Genomic DNA, 15,858 nt, shown 5'->3' on the forward strand with positions numbered 1-15,858 from the left:
TGGGGTTGGTCAATTCGGGGGTCGTCCAGGAGCGACAACGTTGAACCGACGCGCGATTTACCCACGGCACGATGGGTTTCAACGCTGCCCGTCCGACACCTCAACCAGATCCTCTCAGTCCAGCTCGAAGTACCTAAACGAACCAAAAGTCCTGCACCGTCAGCGCACTGACGGCGACGCCGCGGAGGGTGATGGAATTGCCTTCCCCCAGATCGAGATATGCGTCGGAACCCCTTTGCTCCGCATCGGCAATGACATCGGCGAACGTGAGGCCAGTCTGGTCATGGATCTCGATCACGTCACCATTCGCGCCGCCAGCGTGGATCTCAAAATCCTCGACTTCGTCGCTGCCGAAGTCCCCGCGGAACACGAACGAGTCATCGCCAACGCCACCAGTCAGCCAGTCGCCACCCCCGGCGCCGTCCAAGCGATCATCGCCATCGCCGCCGTCGAAGGTGTTCCTGATGTCATCGCCGATGATCGTGTCGGCGCCGGCGGTTCCAGAGACCGCGCCCACGTGATCGCCGAGAAGGAGGGTGGTTCTGATGGCCGTTCGGCCGCCGGCTGTTTCCGAGAACTGCCAAGCCAATGCTATGCCGCCGTCCTCCAGCACGGAGACCTCGGGCCTCCAGGCCTCATTGATCGCGTAGTCGGCAAGGAAGATTCCCGACCCCTCGGCCTGACCAAGAGAGTCAAACCGCTGGCCGCGTATCGTGCCGTCGGACAAATCACCCCAGATGACTACGAAGTCACCATCCGGAAGAGCTGCAACAGTGGGTGCGGTTTGGCTCCCCGCAAAACCTGAGCTGTTGATGCGGAAGCTCGGTCCCTCGCTCACTCCGTCCGAGCTGAACAGGCGGCCGACAATATCGGTACCGCTTCCCGCACCGAAGCCCCCGCTCTCATCCTCCCAGATCACAACGAAGCCCCCATCACGAAGGGCGGCGATTTGCGGCTCCCGCTGCGCATTTTGCAAGTATTCATGGATCTGAAGTTCGTTGCCGAACTTACTTCCGTCGGCATTGAACACTTGCCCATATACACCGAGACCGCTGCCGTCTTGGGTATTGGAGTCCCATACTACAACGAACTTTCCATCCGTCAGTTCTTGAACCTGCGGCACACGTTGCCAGTTGGTCGCAAAAGTATTGACGCGAAGCTCTGTAGTCACTGCGGAGCCGGCGGAGTCATACTTGCGAACGTAGACGCCGAAATCACTCCCATCCTGACCGTTGCTTTCCCAGGTCACGATGAAGCCGCCATCATCCGTCGCCGCCACGGTCGATCGCCGCTGATAGTCGGCCGTTGTCGTGTTAACGCGGAACTCGCCACCGGCCTTTGCACCGGTCGAGGTGTAGCGCTGCGCATAGACGCCGTCGTTGCTGCCGTCCTGCGACGTGGACGTCCACGTGACGACGAAACCACCTCCGCTCAGTCCGGCTACGTCGGCCAGCGATTGATCATTGGTGGCATAGGTGTTGACCTGGAACTCGCTGCCTAGCGCATTTCCGTCAATGTCGTATCGCCGCGCCAAGACTCCGCTCAGCGAACCGTCACGCCCATCCTGCGACCAGGCGACGATGTAGCCACCGTCCTCGAGGGCGGATATCGCGGGGTCCATCCTCCAATAATCGGCGTCCGTCGTTATGTTGCTGGCCCGCCAATACGCATTGACAAAGGAGACCGGAGACTGCGTCACCGCCTGACGAACGAAAACGGCGACCGTCGCTACCTGGACACCGCCGAACTCATCTTCGATTCTGACCGAGAAGCCATCGCCGCCAACATATGCAGGGTTGGCCGCATAAGAGTAGGTGCCATCTAAGCCAATTGAGACCGACCCGTGATCGGCATCGTCGATGATCGAATACTCAAAGATGCCGTCGTATCCGGGTGGCACGGTCAGCTGAATTTTGCCCTGGGCGGTCGAGCCGACTGGGATAGAGAGTATCCCGTCAATAGCCTGATGGATTGGTTCGACGGCCAGCACAACGTCCTGATCCGAGAATCGCGCGAACTCGATGGACGTGAGGAGATCCGTGCCCTCGTTGCCGTCGCTCGCGTTCAGATCCGTGATGGTGAAGCTACCGTCGACGTTCTCGACGATCGAGTAGTCCTGCCGTGCGCCGCTGTAGATGGCGGTATCGACACCCGAGCCGCCATCGAGCTGGTCGCTTCCGAGCCCGCCGCCGAGCACGTTGCTTCCGCTCGTCCCCAGGATTGTGTCGTTTCCGCTGCCACCTCTGAGGTTCTCGATATTGACCGCCGTCTCCGTCGTGCCGCCGGCGAACAGAACGGTTCCAGCGGTGAGGTTGGCCGTTACGCTCTCGCTTGTGTAGGTGAGCTCGAGTGTGTCGTTACCATCTCCGCCGTCAAACGTGTCGGCGCCAAGATTGCCGATAAGCAGGTCGTCGCCACCGCCGCCGAAGTAACTGTCGAGACCCGCGCCGCCATCGAGAATGTCGTCGCCATCTCCGCCGTGCAGAGCATCGTTGCCGTCTCCGCTGTTGAGCCGGTTGCTGCCCGAGCTGCCAACCAGCACATCATTGCCGGCCCCTGTGGTGGCATTCTCAATGTTTATGGCGCTCTCACTGACTCCATTGGCGAAGGTGAGCGTTCCGGATGCGAAATCGACCTGGATGTTGGATGCGTAGTAGGTCGTATCGATAGTATCGACGCCATCGCCACCGTCGAACGTGTCCGTGCCGGCATTGGCGACAAGACGGTCGTCGCCGTCTCCGCCAAAATGGCTGTCATCTCCGTCGCCGCCGTCGATGATGTCGTCGCCACCGGCGCCATTGATGGTGTCGTTGCCGCCGCCACCTCGCATAGTGTTTCCCTGGGCCGAGCCCAACAGGGTGTCGTTGCCTGCACCCGATGTGAAGTTCTCGAAGTCAATCGCGGCTTCTATCTGTCCCGTCTCAAAGCTGACGGAGCCGTTCGCCAGATCCACGGTCAGCGCTGCGCTGGTGTAATCGAAGTTCAACGAATCCTTGCCAGCCCCGCCATCGAAGCTATCGGTTCCAACACTGCCGTATATGACGTCATCGCCGTTGCCGCCGAAATGGCTGTCGTCGCCGTTCCCACCTCGAACTACGTCGTTGCCATCACCGCCGTGGACGGCATCGTTGCCATCACCCCCATCCAAGGTGTCGTTGCCGCTGGCGCCGTTGAGGTAGTCGTTCGAGCTGAAGCCGGTGATGATGTCATTGCCTGAGGTTCCAAGCAGCACCATACTCCGCAGGGTAGCGCGGCTCCACACGGTGCCGTCGGCGAATACGATCTGCTCGACGCCTCTATCGAAGTAATCGTCCAGGTTTTCGTCGAGGAAGATCGAGCCACCGTCTCCGGCCCCTGGAGTGCTTTCGGCGATCACCAGCGTGACGTCGTTTCCRTTCCGGAGGAGGCTGACGTCGTCGGGGTTGATATCGGTGAGCACGAGTTTGTCGGCACCGCCATGATTGGTCCCTTCGGCGATCGAGTCATGGCCRTCGCCGCGGGAATAGACATAGGTGTCGTTGCCGGCCTCACCGCGCAAAGTATCGTTGCCGAGGCCGCCGGTAATGGTATTGCCAGTATTGAATCCGACGATCGTGTCRTTGCCGTCGGTCGAGGCYTGCGCCAGGAGCCTCAGCCGCAAGTCCACCCGAGCCCAGGTGGTGCCGTCGGCGAATACGATCTGCTCGACGCCTCTATCGAAGTAATCGTCCAGGTTTTCGTTAAGAAGGATCGAACCACCATCTCCGGCGCCTGGGGCACTCTCGCCGATCAGCAGCGTGACGTTGTTTCCGTTTCGGACAAGGGCGACATCGTCTGGATTGATATCGGTGAGGACGACTTTGTCGGCGGCGCCTTGATTGGTCCCTTCGGTGGTCGAGTCATGGCCGTCGCCGCGGGAATAGACGTAGGTGTCGTTGCCCTCACCACCGCGCAACGTGTCATTGCCACTGCCGCCGGCCAGCATGTCCTGGCCGGTTCCGGCGTCGATCACGTCATTACCAGACCAGCCATTGATACCGCTGGCAATGTTCGGGCCGGTGAGGACATCGTCCGCCGCCGTTCCATCAACCCAGACCCTGGCCAACTGTTCGAACTCCGCCGCCAGCATAACCTGGCCATCGGCGAACACGATCTGTTCGATTGCTTCAAAGGCGTAAGAGCTCAGCTGATCGTCGAGGAGCAACCACTCTCCGGTATCGACGACCTCGATCATTAGGTCCATGTCGAAGCCAGGCTCGATCATGCGGACGAACCGCACGTCCTCCGCCGTCAGGTTTGTCAGGACGAGCCGATCGACGTCGGTGGTGTTGTTGGGGTCGGCATCGCCTTCTTCGTCAGTGACATCATTGCCCATGCCGGTGCCCCAGACATAGGTGTCGTTGCCCTCGCGCCCCACCAGAACATCGTCCCCCTTGGTTCCCTGAAGCGTGTCGTTACCCGAGGGGTCGGCAACATAGACTGCATGGTCTGCCATCAGGGCGTCCGGTACCAGCTCATCGCCCGGGCCATCGGTGACGTAGTAGCCGTCCTCAGCAACAAGTCGGGCAGCCATCTGCTGCGCGATCCCGGCAGCAACTCCGATGCTGACATAGCCATGAACAATGGCCTGTTCGTAGGCGCCGAGGTCACTCGCCTCGTGGCGCATGATGCGCAACAAAGTGCCGGCCTGAGCAAGGGTGAGTCCCGTCTCGCTCGCCGCATCGGCCAGGATTTCTCCGACCCAATCATAGGAGCCGGCATCGTCGCCGACGGATGGGAGCATGTTGAGCGGGTGCCCCGCGATGGCCGCTTCGTACGTTGCCGCCGACGTGGCTGTCAGTTGCGCGTGCGATATCGTCGATTGCGCGAGGAACTGGGCCGCCATGGCCTCGATGATCTTCGAAGCTTCCCAGTCGAGCATCAGCGCCGCGACAGGCCCAGGGTTGGCAAGATAGGCGTAGTCGTCCTGCTGATACTGCCGGCCTAAGATCGCTTCGAGAAACGCAACTTTACGCGCGTCCATTGCAGGACCACGGCTATCCGGTTCGACGTTGGCGACGCCTGCCCAAGCGTAGACGAAGGCCTCGAACCCTGCGAGAAGACCACCAATGTCTCCCGACGCGGCCTGAGCCAAGAGCGCCGTAAACTGCGCCTTGAGTGCCGGTTGGGCGCTGAGGGCAATGAGCGTAGACGGGAGCTGTCCTGCGCCCTGGATCACCGGCAGCTTGAACACATCGGGATCGAACTGGAACCCATCGGGCACCACAGCCCTGGTCCGGATCGGATCGATTTCGAAGAATACGTCCGACACGGTTCCCGTAGAGCCGTCAGTCCGCGTGAAGCCGGATTGCCAGAGAATGCCGTGCCCGGCTACCTGCTGGTTCGTGGCGGTCGCTGACAGCGAGATCGAAGCGACGCCGAGTTCGGCCAGCGTCTTCAACTCGCCGGATTGACTCACTCCATCGCCATTTGCGTCTCGCCACAGCAATAGCTCAGCAAATGTGCTGTCCTGCGCGTCGATGATGCCGTCGTCATTGCTGTCATGCTCTGCGAGCGCCAGGAAGCCGTGGGCGAAGCCGGTCTGGTCGCCAAACAGCTCCGAGCCGTTGTCGATGCGTCCGTCGCCATCGAGATCAATCGCCAGCAATGCATCGTCGGCGGCAACCCAACCGGCAAGTTCCGTAACACCATCCGCATCGAGGTCAAAAAAGGTCCCCGAGTTCTGCAGCGCGACAAGCTCGACGCCGTCACCGTCAAGGTCGAGAACCAGGGGGGAGAGCGGCGGCAGATCGAAGAACTCGGTGAGGAGTTTTCCGAGATCACTGTCCCGCCAGTCGGCATGCAGCTTTCCGATCAGTTCGATCCCGTTGGTGAGGGCATCGTAGACACCATAGGCCGCCCAGCCGGCGGCGACGACGGAGGCGGCCAACACACCGATTTCCGCGGCGGCGGCGACGCTGAGGGCTACTACCGCAGCACTTATTACTGCCGAAGCCCCATATGTCAGTATGTTCTGCCTGAAACTGGACCAATCGTTTGTATCGAGACCGATCTTGATGGATTCATAGCTTGCATTCAGGAATTCGACGACGTCGCCAATGGCCCCGCCACCGATACCGGCAAGTATGCTCCCCATGCTGGTCGCCATGGCGCCGACGGTGGAACTCCCAAGCCCATCCAGCGAAGCGGGCAAGCGGGCCCCGAAGTCACCAGCCACCCGGTCACCGAGCCGATCCATCGAAGACATCATCCGATCGAAAACGTCGACCGGGACCGAGGCGTTCTGATCACCGACGAACTTTGTGACAAGAAGCGCGAACTCCGACTTCGCACTGGGCTGGATCGAGCCCATGTTCTTTTGAATGTCGATGGTCGCGGCGACGCCGACGGCTGAGACGTGGCTGGGTCCCTTAGAAACGCTGGCCCCTAGATCGGCAACATGGTTGTGGTACTGCGCCTCGGTCAAGTGCCCCGCGTCGTACGCCTTCTCAATCTGGTCCCTGATATTCTCGTAGCGCTCCTCGTCATTGCTCAGGCCATTGGCATCGGTAATCGTTGGATCGAAATCAGCGGTACGCTGGCTTAGTTCGGCCGGGCTGGGATCGTAGTCAACCCAAGTGCTGCCTAACGCCGCCGACCTGCTCTCAACGCCGAGGTTGGCGAAGCGCCCCTCCGATACATCGGTGAGAAACGCGTGGAGCTTCGTGAAGGCGGCCTGCCTGTCGGCAGGATCAGCGAGCATTATCGCTTCAAGTTGAGCCAGGGCAAAATCGTTGTAGCCCTTGTGACTAAGGCCAGTCTCTCGCCCGGGGTGGACCGAGCCCCCGAAGCCAGCGTCAAGGTAAAAACTGCTGCCGCTATTTATCGATTGGCGGGCAATGGCTGCCGTTTCCGAACTGGCAAATAAGGCGATCTTGTTGCCTTTCGCTTGCTGGAAGAAGCCAGCTGCCTCCAGGGCTTGCCCCACCAGTACGTCATCGTAAGCTTTCTCGGGGATGATATGATGAACATGGAACTGCCAAAGGTAATCCACTTCCGTATCCCCAAAAATCAATCAGCTTGGTGTCAAAACCCGGCAGCGAAATAGCGGCAAGTGACTCGCCACCTTTGCGGCGCGAAGCGTCTGCGCCAGCCGGTCAGAGCAGAAAAAATGACTGCGGAATGTGTCGTCGATCCAAAGATCGGGGCCGTTCAGCGCTGCCGGGATGACTGTGACATCGTCATCCTGCGCCTCCGCTTCGATAGTTGCGACATAGGTAGTCGCAGGGTTGGGTATCCGTTCGAAGCGGGCCGAATGTTCCGGCGAGAAGTACCGGTGCACCTCTGCTATGTTAAGGAAATAGTAGCGTCCCGGAAAAGCCTCTCTGCGATTGGAGTGCAGCAACTCCACTGGATAGAGCCGCGTTTGCCCAAGGTCAAAGCCGCTCAGAACCTCGGCAAACTCTTCGGACACGGTAAGAAACCCCGCAGCACTGAAAAGGTGCGGCAGCTTGTTTCTGTCCTGTGCCGCGCGCTGAGGTCGGATCCACATCGTCGAAGGCAGTTGACCACCTTCGACGGCCACCCCTTGCCTGAATGCCTGGATAAGTGAGGCCACGGCGGGCAAATTTGTTTCGATTAGGTCGCACGTAAATCCAAACAGCAATTCGCTCTTAATATGCGATACGCTAAGCCAAACGCATGCTTCGGACGGGACGTTGTCTTTGGCGTTGTCTTCCACGTTGCTCAACACTGCTCAAATCGAGAGGCGACTATCGTCACCTAATCTTCCCCGCGAACGCCGGTGTTCCGCCAATCGACGATCGCTCTCATTGGATCATACTTCGAGGCACTCGCAAATTTCCAACCCGCAACAGCATCGCCTCATTTACCCAGCGCAGTTTGATGTATGCAGAAATAACGTGATCGAATTTCGTTTGTGTAGATCGTCGATAAGCTTCATGAGGCTGACATGCCGAAGCCAATCGGTCAACACTCAAACACATGTCCCGGGTGGGTGGCGAAGGTGCATTTCTCCATATTCAGTGTTCCGTCAAAACCCAGCAACGAACCTGCTCGCAATCTTTGCGGCGCGAAGCGCCTGCGTCAGCCGGTCGGAGCAGAAAAAATGCCTGAGCAGCGTGTCATCGATCCACAGATCTGGATCGCTCAGCGCCGCCGGGACAACTGTAACATCGTCATCCGGCAGCTCGTTTCCGACACTCCCGATATAGGAGGTCGCCGAGTTCGGCATTGCTTCGAAGCGCGTCGAGAACTCGGGCGAGAAGTACCGCCGCACCTCGGCAATACTGAGAAAATAGTACCGCCCCGGAATAGCTCTCGGCGATTGGAATGCAGCAGCTCCACAAGGCGGAGCCGGGTTTGCCCTAGCTCAAAGCCACTCAGTACCTCGGCAAACGCTTCAGATACCGTGAGCAACCCCGCAGCACTGAAAAGGTGCGGCAGCTTGCGTCGATCGTGCACGGCGCGTTGCGGGCGGATCCACATCACCGAAGGCAGTTCTCCACCGCTATCGCACCCCCTCGAGTGAACGCTTCAAGGCGCGCGACCGTGGTCGCTGAATCTTTCTGGAAGAGATCGCAGGCAAATCCGAACAACAGCTCGCTCTTAACATGCGAAATGCTAAGCCACACGCACGCGTCTGCGGGAGGGGTGTTCATTTGGGCTGCTTCTGTTCACGACCGGATCTGGAGTGCTGCGGCTCTACGAGGGCGCTCGTGACGGTTCGTCCGCTAGGCGTCGTCGCGCACCAGCTCGGTGCTTTGGCTCGATCCTGGCCGCTTGACGTTAGCGGCACGCCAGGCTCGCCACCGATCGAGCGCTGACTGCGACCTGAGCCGTATTTCGTCGACCAATATGGCGAGCCTGCCCTTCAGCGTCGCCGGCCCCATCACCGAGGTCAGGGTCAGCGTCTGGGTGGCAAAGCGGACCTTGAACGGCTCCTCACCACAGAGGAAATCCACCATCTCGAGTCCCTGGTCGATCGACCACTGAACATAATCCATCAGCAGCACCATCCCGGGCGAACCGCGCTCGAAGCTCGGATCGTAGCTGGTGAGAAACGCCATCAGGGTGCCGCGCTGCACGAAATTGACCGAAATGGCGACGGTGGTCCCCGCGCATTCGATGACGAAAATCCTGAGCGCGCCGGCCTTCGCCAGCACCTCGACCAATGCCGGCAGCGCCGGAGCGCCAGCGTCGAACAGCGGCGCAACGCGGCCGTTCCCCGCCAGCCACTGCCGCTTCAGTTCGCCGAGCCGCGCCAGCACCGGGCCCGCGGGCTCGTCGAGCGGCAGCAGGCGGAACACCACCTTGCCACTCTCCTCCAGTGCCTTGCGCCCGCGCCGGTAGTTCTGCCGGGTTTTCTTCGACTGCGCCTCGAACCACTGGGCCCCCGTCGCCCAGTCCCCCGCGACCTGCGAGCAGATTTCGGTGCGGCGATTGGCGGGTAGGCTCAGGCCACCGGGTGCATCGAGCAGGGCGCGGAACTTCGCGTCCGGCCGCAGCCGGTTGAGGAAGTAGAGGTCGAACCCGCCGGCAGCGACCACCTGCCGCCACAGCTGGCTGAGCGCGGCGGGCGGGCAGCGCGGGTGGATCAGCACATCGGCATAGTCGCTGCAGTCATTGGCCGCCCATTCGAGGAATCTGAGGCCTTTGCGGCGCTGGATGGCCAGCGGCAGGATAGCCATCAGCTCGTCGCCGCGCCAGATCAGCCCGATCCGCAGCTGTCGGCCGTCCCGGTTCGGCACGGTCCTCCACCAGGCCGCAACCCAGTCGTGGCTCTGAAAGATCAGTCCATCGCCGCGCCGCCACAGGGCGTTCCAGGCAGCGCCGATTTCGGCCAGGCGGGCATCGCTCTCGACAATCTCGAGGCGATAGTCCTCGAAACGATCATCGAGGCGCACCATGGGAGCATGGACGTTCATGGCTGTGTGGGTTCCGAAGGGGGCGGAGTGATCGGTGCGGGGCGCCGGCCGAACCAGCGCGCGACATGGCCGGCCATCTTCTTGAGCGGCAGCAGATAGAGCCCGAACAACGACTGGTAGTCGTCCTTGTCGCGATCGAGCAGCCCGAACTTCATCTCTTCGTCGGGGTCGGGAACATAGGCCGTGCCGAACATCCGATCCCAGATCGACAGCAGGAGGCCGAAATTCTTGTCGTAGTGACGCGGGTCGGCGCTGTGGTGCAACTGATGCCAGTGCGGCGACAGGATGTAGTTATCGAGCGGCCCGAACGAGATTTTGTAGTGGGTGTGCCGGACGAAATCCATCATCAGCAGGTTGCGCATAGCATAGACATTGATGCCGAACACGGTGAGCTCGACCGGATCGAGCGCAATAATGCTCCACACCCCGAAACAGATGCCGGGAATGAGCCCATCCCACACCCGGTTCATCAGGTCGTCGAGCGGATGGACGCGGTCCTTGGTAATGCCCACCAGCACTTCGGCCGAGTGGTGCACCTTGTGCAGCTCCCACAGGAACGGCACCTTGTGCTGCGCGACGTGGTACAAATAGTACGAGATGTCGTAGGCGATCAGCATCGAGCCGGTGAACAGCACCAGCACCCACCAGGGTGTCGGGCCCTCGAGCAGGGGGCCGTGGATCTGGAAGATCCAGCTGATCAGCTGGTTGGTACCGTAGCCGACCAGCGCGATGAAGACGATGCCGGTGGGGATCAGCAGCAGCGGCATCAGCAGGCGCTTGGTGATGTAGAACAGCAGGTCAGCGCGCGCCGAGGGATGCATGATCACCTCCTTGGGCAGCGCGAAGCTGAAGAAATCGCCGAACGATTTGTCCTCTACCGTCCGCCAATAGGCGACGAGGGCGCTGACGAAGGCCGTCGCGAACAGGATGAGCAGCGTGATGCCGTTCTCGCCGCTTACGGCGTTGACGAGCTTGGTGGTTACCAAATCGACGATGTCAGAAATCATCGCGGCCTCGAGAGGATCCAGATACTGGGGCCAAGATGCCAGAGCGGGGCCGCGGATGCCTGCTCCTACTCGAATCGTCCTTAATATGGGGCGGCCCCGCAGCTAAGCCTGGACAGGCTTTTCCGGCGCGGCCTTGATGCCGTTGGCATTGTAGGCGAGCACCAGGACGATCATCATCATGACGATCGGGGTCTTGGACGAAAATGTGTTGTTGGAAAGCGCCGCCAGCAGCGTCGCCGCCACGCCGATCCAGGCGGCGAGCGGGGCATGGCGCAACATGCGCAGCAGCATCCAGATCACCAGCCAGGCAAACAGCAGCGCCACCGGCAGGCCGAACAGCAGCACGATGACGACCTGAGCGCTCTCGATCGTCGGCATATGGAGCTTTTCGGTGACGATCCTGATGAGCTCCTTGCCGTCCATGCCGAACATGACCTGCTCGAAGCTCACATATTTGAACACGTCATAGATGCTCACCCGAACGAAGAAGTTCTCGTCGAACAGGGTGCTGGTGAAGCGGCTGAGCAGGCCCGCCGAAAGCAGGATGCCGGTCAGCACCGCACCACCCGCAGCTGCAGCGAGCAAGACGAACAGCTTGGCCTGCCGCTGGTGGCGTTGGGACAGACGGGGCCACGGCACCACAATGATGAGGGCGAAGATCTCGACGACGGTCACCAGCAGCGCCATGCGCGCGCCGGAGGCCGCGGCTCCGATAAACAGCACGATGATGCAGGCGACACGGATCCAGACGCGCCAATTGGTCAGCGCCACGAAACCCACGGCAATGGCGCAGGTGGTGCCGAGCGCCAGCGGGTGCTCGGAGAGACCGACTGGCCGGAACCCCAGCTCCACGGCATCGTAAGGCATGATCCGCTGCTGCGTCAGCGCCTCGAGGGTCCCGAGGGCGGCGCTGAGGATGAGCAGGCCCAGGGTGACGTCGCCGAGCAGCCGGCGCGACGTCGGGTTCAGCGCCAGCATGATCAAGCCAGCCCCGCCGGTCACCAGATAGGTATCGATCAGGACGACTGACGAGCCTGCCCGCCCGGTAACGAACATGAACAGCACCAGCAGCAGCATCAGCCCGCTGTAGCGCACCAGGGCCCGAAACTTGCCGATCTCGTCGCCGCGCAGCAGGAACGGCCGGCTGAACAGCACGACCGGCAGCAGGAACAGCACGGCATAGGTGCCGAAATGCAGCTTCTCGTAAAACGGCCCGGCTTCCGTGGTGTAGGCGACGACCCGGTTCATCAGCTGCGACGACACGGCGAAGCGGGCGATGAATGCCGCGGCGACGCAGAAGAAGAACAGCAGCGACACCGCGTTCTGCTGGCGCGCGGCATCTGTCGGCGATCTGTCAAACCCGGCCGACGTAGAACTCATTGGGGCATCCGGCTGGATCAGGTGCAGCCGCCGGGCACATTGGCGACGATGCCAAGGCTAGTTCAGCTTCGGAAATGCGGCGTTAAGATCGGTCGTATCGCTGTATGCATCGGCGCGCGCTCGTGAGCGGCCGCCTCTGCCGGCAGGTGATTGTCGGATTTTTCCAATCCCCTCGCGGCGCCTCCCCGTAGCCTTATCCCATCAGACAAGCGTGGAGATGAGAGATGAACCGCCGTCAGTTTTCCAAGGCCCTCGCAGCCTCAGCCCTGCTCGCTGCCTTCACAGCCAAAGCCGCTCATTCAGAGGAGACGACCACCATGACCAATCCGACCGCTTTCGAAATCGCCATCCCGGATGCCCAGCTCGCCGACCTGAAGTATCGGCTCCAGCACACCCGCTGGCCCGATCAACCTGAAGATGCGGGCTGGTCCATCGGGACCAATCTCGACTATCTCAAGCAACTGACCGACTACTGGATCAACGACTATGACTGGCGGCGCGCCGAGGCCGGGCTCAACGCGCTCGGCAACTTCAAGGTCGCACTCGACGGCATGGACCTGCATTTCGTCCACCGTCCCTCGAGCAACCCGAACGCGACCCCACTGCTGCTGCTGCACGGCTGGCCGGATTCGTTCTTCCGCTATCACCGGGTGATCGAGCGGCTGTCCGAGGATTTCCACGTTGTGGTCCCGTCGATTCCGGGGACCGGGTTCTCCGGCAGGACGGCCCTGCCGATGGACAAGGTCGCCGATCTCTTCGCTCGCCTGATGACCGAGACGCTCGGCTACGGCAAGTTCATCGCTGCCGGCGGCGATGGCGGCTCGATCATCTCCATGTCGCTGGCCCAGCGACACCCGGAGGTGCTGCTCGGCTATCACGTGACCGATGTCGGCTATCCCGACCACACCACCGACTTCGCGGCGCTGACCCCGCCGGAGCAGGCCTATGCCGGCGCCATCCAGCAGTGGTTCTTCGCGCATGGCGCCTTCAACCTGGTGCATGCCACCAAGCCGCAGAGCCTGGCGTTCGCGATGAACGACTCGCCGGTGGGGCTCGCGGCGTGGATCATGAGCTTCATGGCCGGCATGGGCGTCGGCGACGAGGCGGATGAACGCTTCGGTCGCGACGAGCTGATCACCAACATCATGATCTACTGGCTGACCGAGACCGCCGCGTCGTCGTTCCGGATCTACAGCCAGAACGCCATGCAGCCGCCGACCATCAAGGGCACGAACACCGGCGTTCCGGTCGCGGTGGCGACGGAGGTTCCGATCCCCGGCGGCGTGCGCCTGCCGCGCGAATGGGCGGATCGGCAGACCGCCGGCAATGTGGTGCAGTTCCACGACATGCAGAAAGCCGGCCATTTCGCGGCCTGGGAGGATCCCGAATTCGTCGTCGGCGACCTCCGCGAGTTCGCGGCGCTGCTCAAGCGCTGAGCGCTGCGGCAAGGTTACGCAAGAGCGCCGGGGGACATCCGCCCGGCGCTCGAGATTCCGGAAATCCAGGGCGAGGCACGGCCTGCCCACGGGACTCGGATGGCTAGGTCATGGCGAGGCATGTTCGGCCTGACCAGAATAAGCAGTAGAAAGGCACCCTTCTTACTGTGGGCCGAAGCAACCTCTCATACCCCCCCTCAAAACCCCCACACATTAAGTCGATCTGTGGGGGTAGCATTCCGCGCCCCACACGGGTTCTATATCGGCGAGGCATTGTCATTCTGGGGAACTTGTTGAGAGCGTTTTTGGGGATTGTTCTGGGTGTGATCCTAGTTGGGGTCGGAGGTGTCCAGGCCGGGCAATATGGGGTGCGACCACATTCGGGGATTTATGTTTGCAGTGACGACCCGGCCGTCATTGGTCAGCTGCAGCGGGGACTGCCGCCAAGCTTCCACGTCATCGATGGCACGAAGACACCACCACCAGATGACATCGCCGAGGTCACGCTTGCGTACTTTGGGCGTCCCGGTGGCGCCGCTGAGAAGTGCGCGATGAGCTATCCCGGGGGACGCAATATTCTGGACCGTGTAGTGCGCGGCGCCGAACGCTCTGCCAGGGAAACAGAGGAACGCATCAAGAAACTGGGTGGCAAGGTGGTCGGACATAGTATGCCGATGGGGAGCATGGAGTGGGACAGCGACAGCGGTGCGTCGAGCGATTGGTTTGTCGACCTGTGCTTGTTGCCCATCAATGAAGAGTGCCCTGACCTGAGTGGGCCAAGCAGGCTTCTCGACATGGCCCGCGCAGACTAGGCAGCCTCACGCCCTAAGTTTGCATGTGGGAATCGAGATAACGGTGGCGGGAGCATTGGTCACGGCGTCCATATTCGAAGGCCGGCTTGGACAGATACCGGACTGTGCGGTTCATGGTTATGGAGATAAGGAGGAATTGCGGGCCTCGTTGCAGGAACTGGGTGCCATCCCAAGGGGTGACGACGAGTTCCGACTTCGGATCGATGGCAACCTCGTGAAGTTCGACATGAACGAACGAGAGGTCGGACAAATCAGCCTGCACCTAGTTGATGTACCCGAGCACTAGCCAAATCCATGGATGGCGACCGCTCGATCACCTCGCCGGCACCAATCCGTGCCCGCACATCCGCACTATAGGTTCGGGGATCCGTCCGTCTGGCCGACTCACAGATTGACTCACAACCCGCACGCGAGTGGCGGTAGTCCTTTGCGGATCGCACTGGACGGCTGAGCAACTGCAATTAGGGCTGATCGCCTGAGTTCTCAGGCTTCGGACAATCCAGAATGTCTGTGGGCGGTCCTGGAAAACCGGGGATTTGGTGGAGCCAATCGGAATCGAACCGACGACCTCTTGCATGCCATGCAAGCGCTCTCCCAACTGAGCTATGGCCCCATCAACGATCCGTGGATCACATCCGGTGGCACGATTGTATCGTGTGTATCGTGCCTTTGGGTATGCGCCGCGGCGGTCTCCCGTCGAAGCGCGGTGCTATCTACCCACGTCACCCCTCGCATGCAAGCGGTATTTCGTGGGCTCTGCGCGGTGGGGGAAAGTTCTCGACTTTCGCACCCAAACCCGCGCCGGAGGGGGCCGGGCTTAGCGCTCGTCCCCACCGCCGCCGACGTCGAAGTCGAGGTTCTCGTCCTCGTCTTCATCCTCTTCGAGGAACACGTCGCTGTCGTCGTCGCCGATGTCTTCGACGTCTTCGACGTCCTCGACATCAGGGATCTCTTCACCGTCATCGGCGCCGGCCTCTTCGGCGTCGGCATCCTCGAGCGAGACGATCTCGGGCGCGCCGGGCTCGGCCGCTTCCTCGACTTCCGTCTCTTCCTCTTCATCCTCGTCTTCGCGAGCAACTGCGGCCTTGGCGCGCACCGCCGCTACGGCGTTCTGCTCGAAATAGGAGCGCGGATAGGACTTGCCGGTATAAGGCGAGACGATCGGATCCTTATTCAGGTCGTAGAACTTCTTGCCGGTATCGGGATCTTCCCGTTTCGTACCGCGTTCGTCGTTGGCCAATTGCTTCCTCGTATAGAAAGGCGGGGCCACCCGCAGGGAAACGTCCGGTTAGGGTGAAAGTTTCGCCCTGTCAAACCG

General features: G+C 61.2%; 9 protein-coding genes and 1 tRNA gene. 2 read left to right on the forward strand and 8 right to left on the reverse strand.

The features are described from left to right. Positions 1-133: 133 nt before the first annotated feature. The 6 genes from ASC89_RS13135 to ASC89_RS13160 all read right to left on the reverse strand — a co-directional run bounded on the left by ASC89_RS13135 (position 134) and on the right by ASC89_RS13160 (position 12,292). Positions 134-7,033, reverse strand: coding sequence for a calcium-binding protein (locus ASC89_RS13135; RefSeq protein WP_156384612.1), 6,900 nt, complete (start codon positions 7,031-7,033; stop codon positions 134-136). Continuing rightward, positions 7,034-7,699: an imm11 family protein gene (locus ASC89_RS13140; RefSeq protein ID WP_407065068.1), complete on the reverse strand. Its 666-nt coding sequence runs from the start codon at positions 7,697-7,699 to the stop codon at positions 7,034-7,036. Between the two features lie 312 nt (positions 7,700-8,011). Beyond that, complete coding sequence (locus tag ASC89_RS13145; protein WP_055876144.1) at positions 8,012-8,257, reverse strand: hypothetical protein; 246 nt, start codon at positions 8,255-8,257, stop codon at positions 8,012-8,014. A 454-nt stretch (positions 8,258-8,711) separates the two neighbouring features. Continuing rightward, on the reverse strand, positions 8,712-9,905 hold the full coding sequence (locus ASC89_RS13150; RefSeq protein ID WP_055876147.1) for a GNAT family N-acetyltransferase: 1,194 nt from the start codon (positions 9,903-9,905) through the stop codon (positions 8,712-8,714). Beyond that, a complete protein-coding gene (locus ASC89_RS13155) occupies positions 9,902-10,912 on the reverse strand; it encodes a sterol desaturase family protein (RefSeq protein ID WP_055876150.1) in 1,011 nt (336 codons plus the stop codon). The genes ASC89_RS13150 and ASC89_RS13155 overlap by 4 nt, the downstream gene beginning before the upstream one ends. Positions 10,913-11,014: 102 nt before the next feature. Beyond that, a complete protein-coding gene (locus ASC89_RS13160) occupies positions 11,015-12,292 on the reverse strand; it encodes a VpsF family polysaccharide biosynthesis protein (RefSeq protein WP_156384614.1) in 1,278 nt (425 codons plus the stop codon). 317 nt (positions 12,293-12,609) lie between these two features. Here ASC89_RS13160 and ASC89_RS13165 point away from each other — a divergent pair, with 317 nt between their 5' ends. Both ASC89_RS13165 and ASC89_RS13170 read left to right on the forward strand, forming a co-directional pair. After that, complete coding sequence (locus ASC89_RS13165) at positions 12,610-13,728, forward strand: epoxide hydrolase family protein (protein ID WP_244488460.1); 1,119 nt, start codon at positions 12,610-12,612, stop codon at positions 13,726-13,728. Positions 13,729-14,033: 305 nt separating this feature from the next. Then, a complete protein-coding gene (locus ASC89_RS13170; protein WP_055998497.1) occupies positions 14,034-14,540 on the forward strand; it encodes a hypothetical protein in 507 nt (168 codons plus the stop codon). A 537-nt stretch (positions 14,541-15,077) separates the two neighbouring features. Here ASC89_RS13170 and ASC89_RS13180 read toward each other — a convergent pair. Together ASC89_RS13180 and ASC89_RS13185 are read right to left on the reverse strand one after the other, a co-directional pair. After that, positions 15,078-15,153: transfer RNA gene (locus ASC89_RS13180), tRNA-Ala, on the reverse strand. Positions 15,154-15,357: 204 nt separating this feature from the next. Next, complete coding sequence (locus ASC89_RS13185; RefSeq protein WP_055876161.1) at positions 15,358-15,780, reverse strand: TIGR02300 family protein; 423 nt, start codon at positions 15,778-15,780, stop codon at positions 15,358-15,360. Between the last annotated feature and the right edge of the window lie 78 nt (positions 15,781-15,858).

The organism is Devosia sp. Root413D1 (genome assembly GCF_001425235.1).
GTDB lineage: Bacteria > Pseudomonadota > Alphaproteobacteria > Rhizobiales > Devosiaceae > Devosia_A.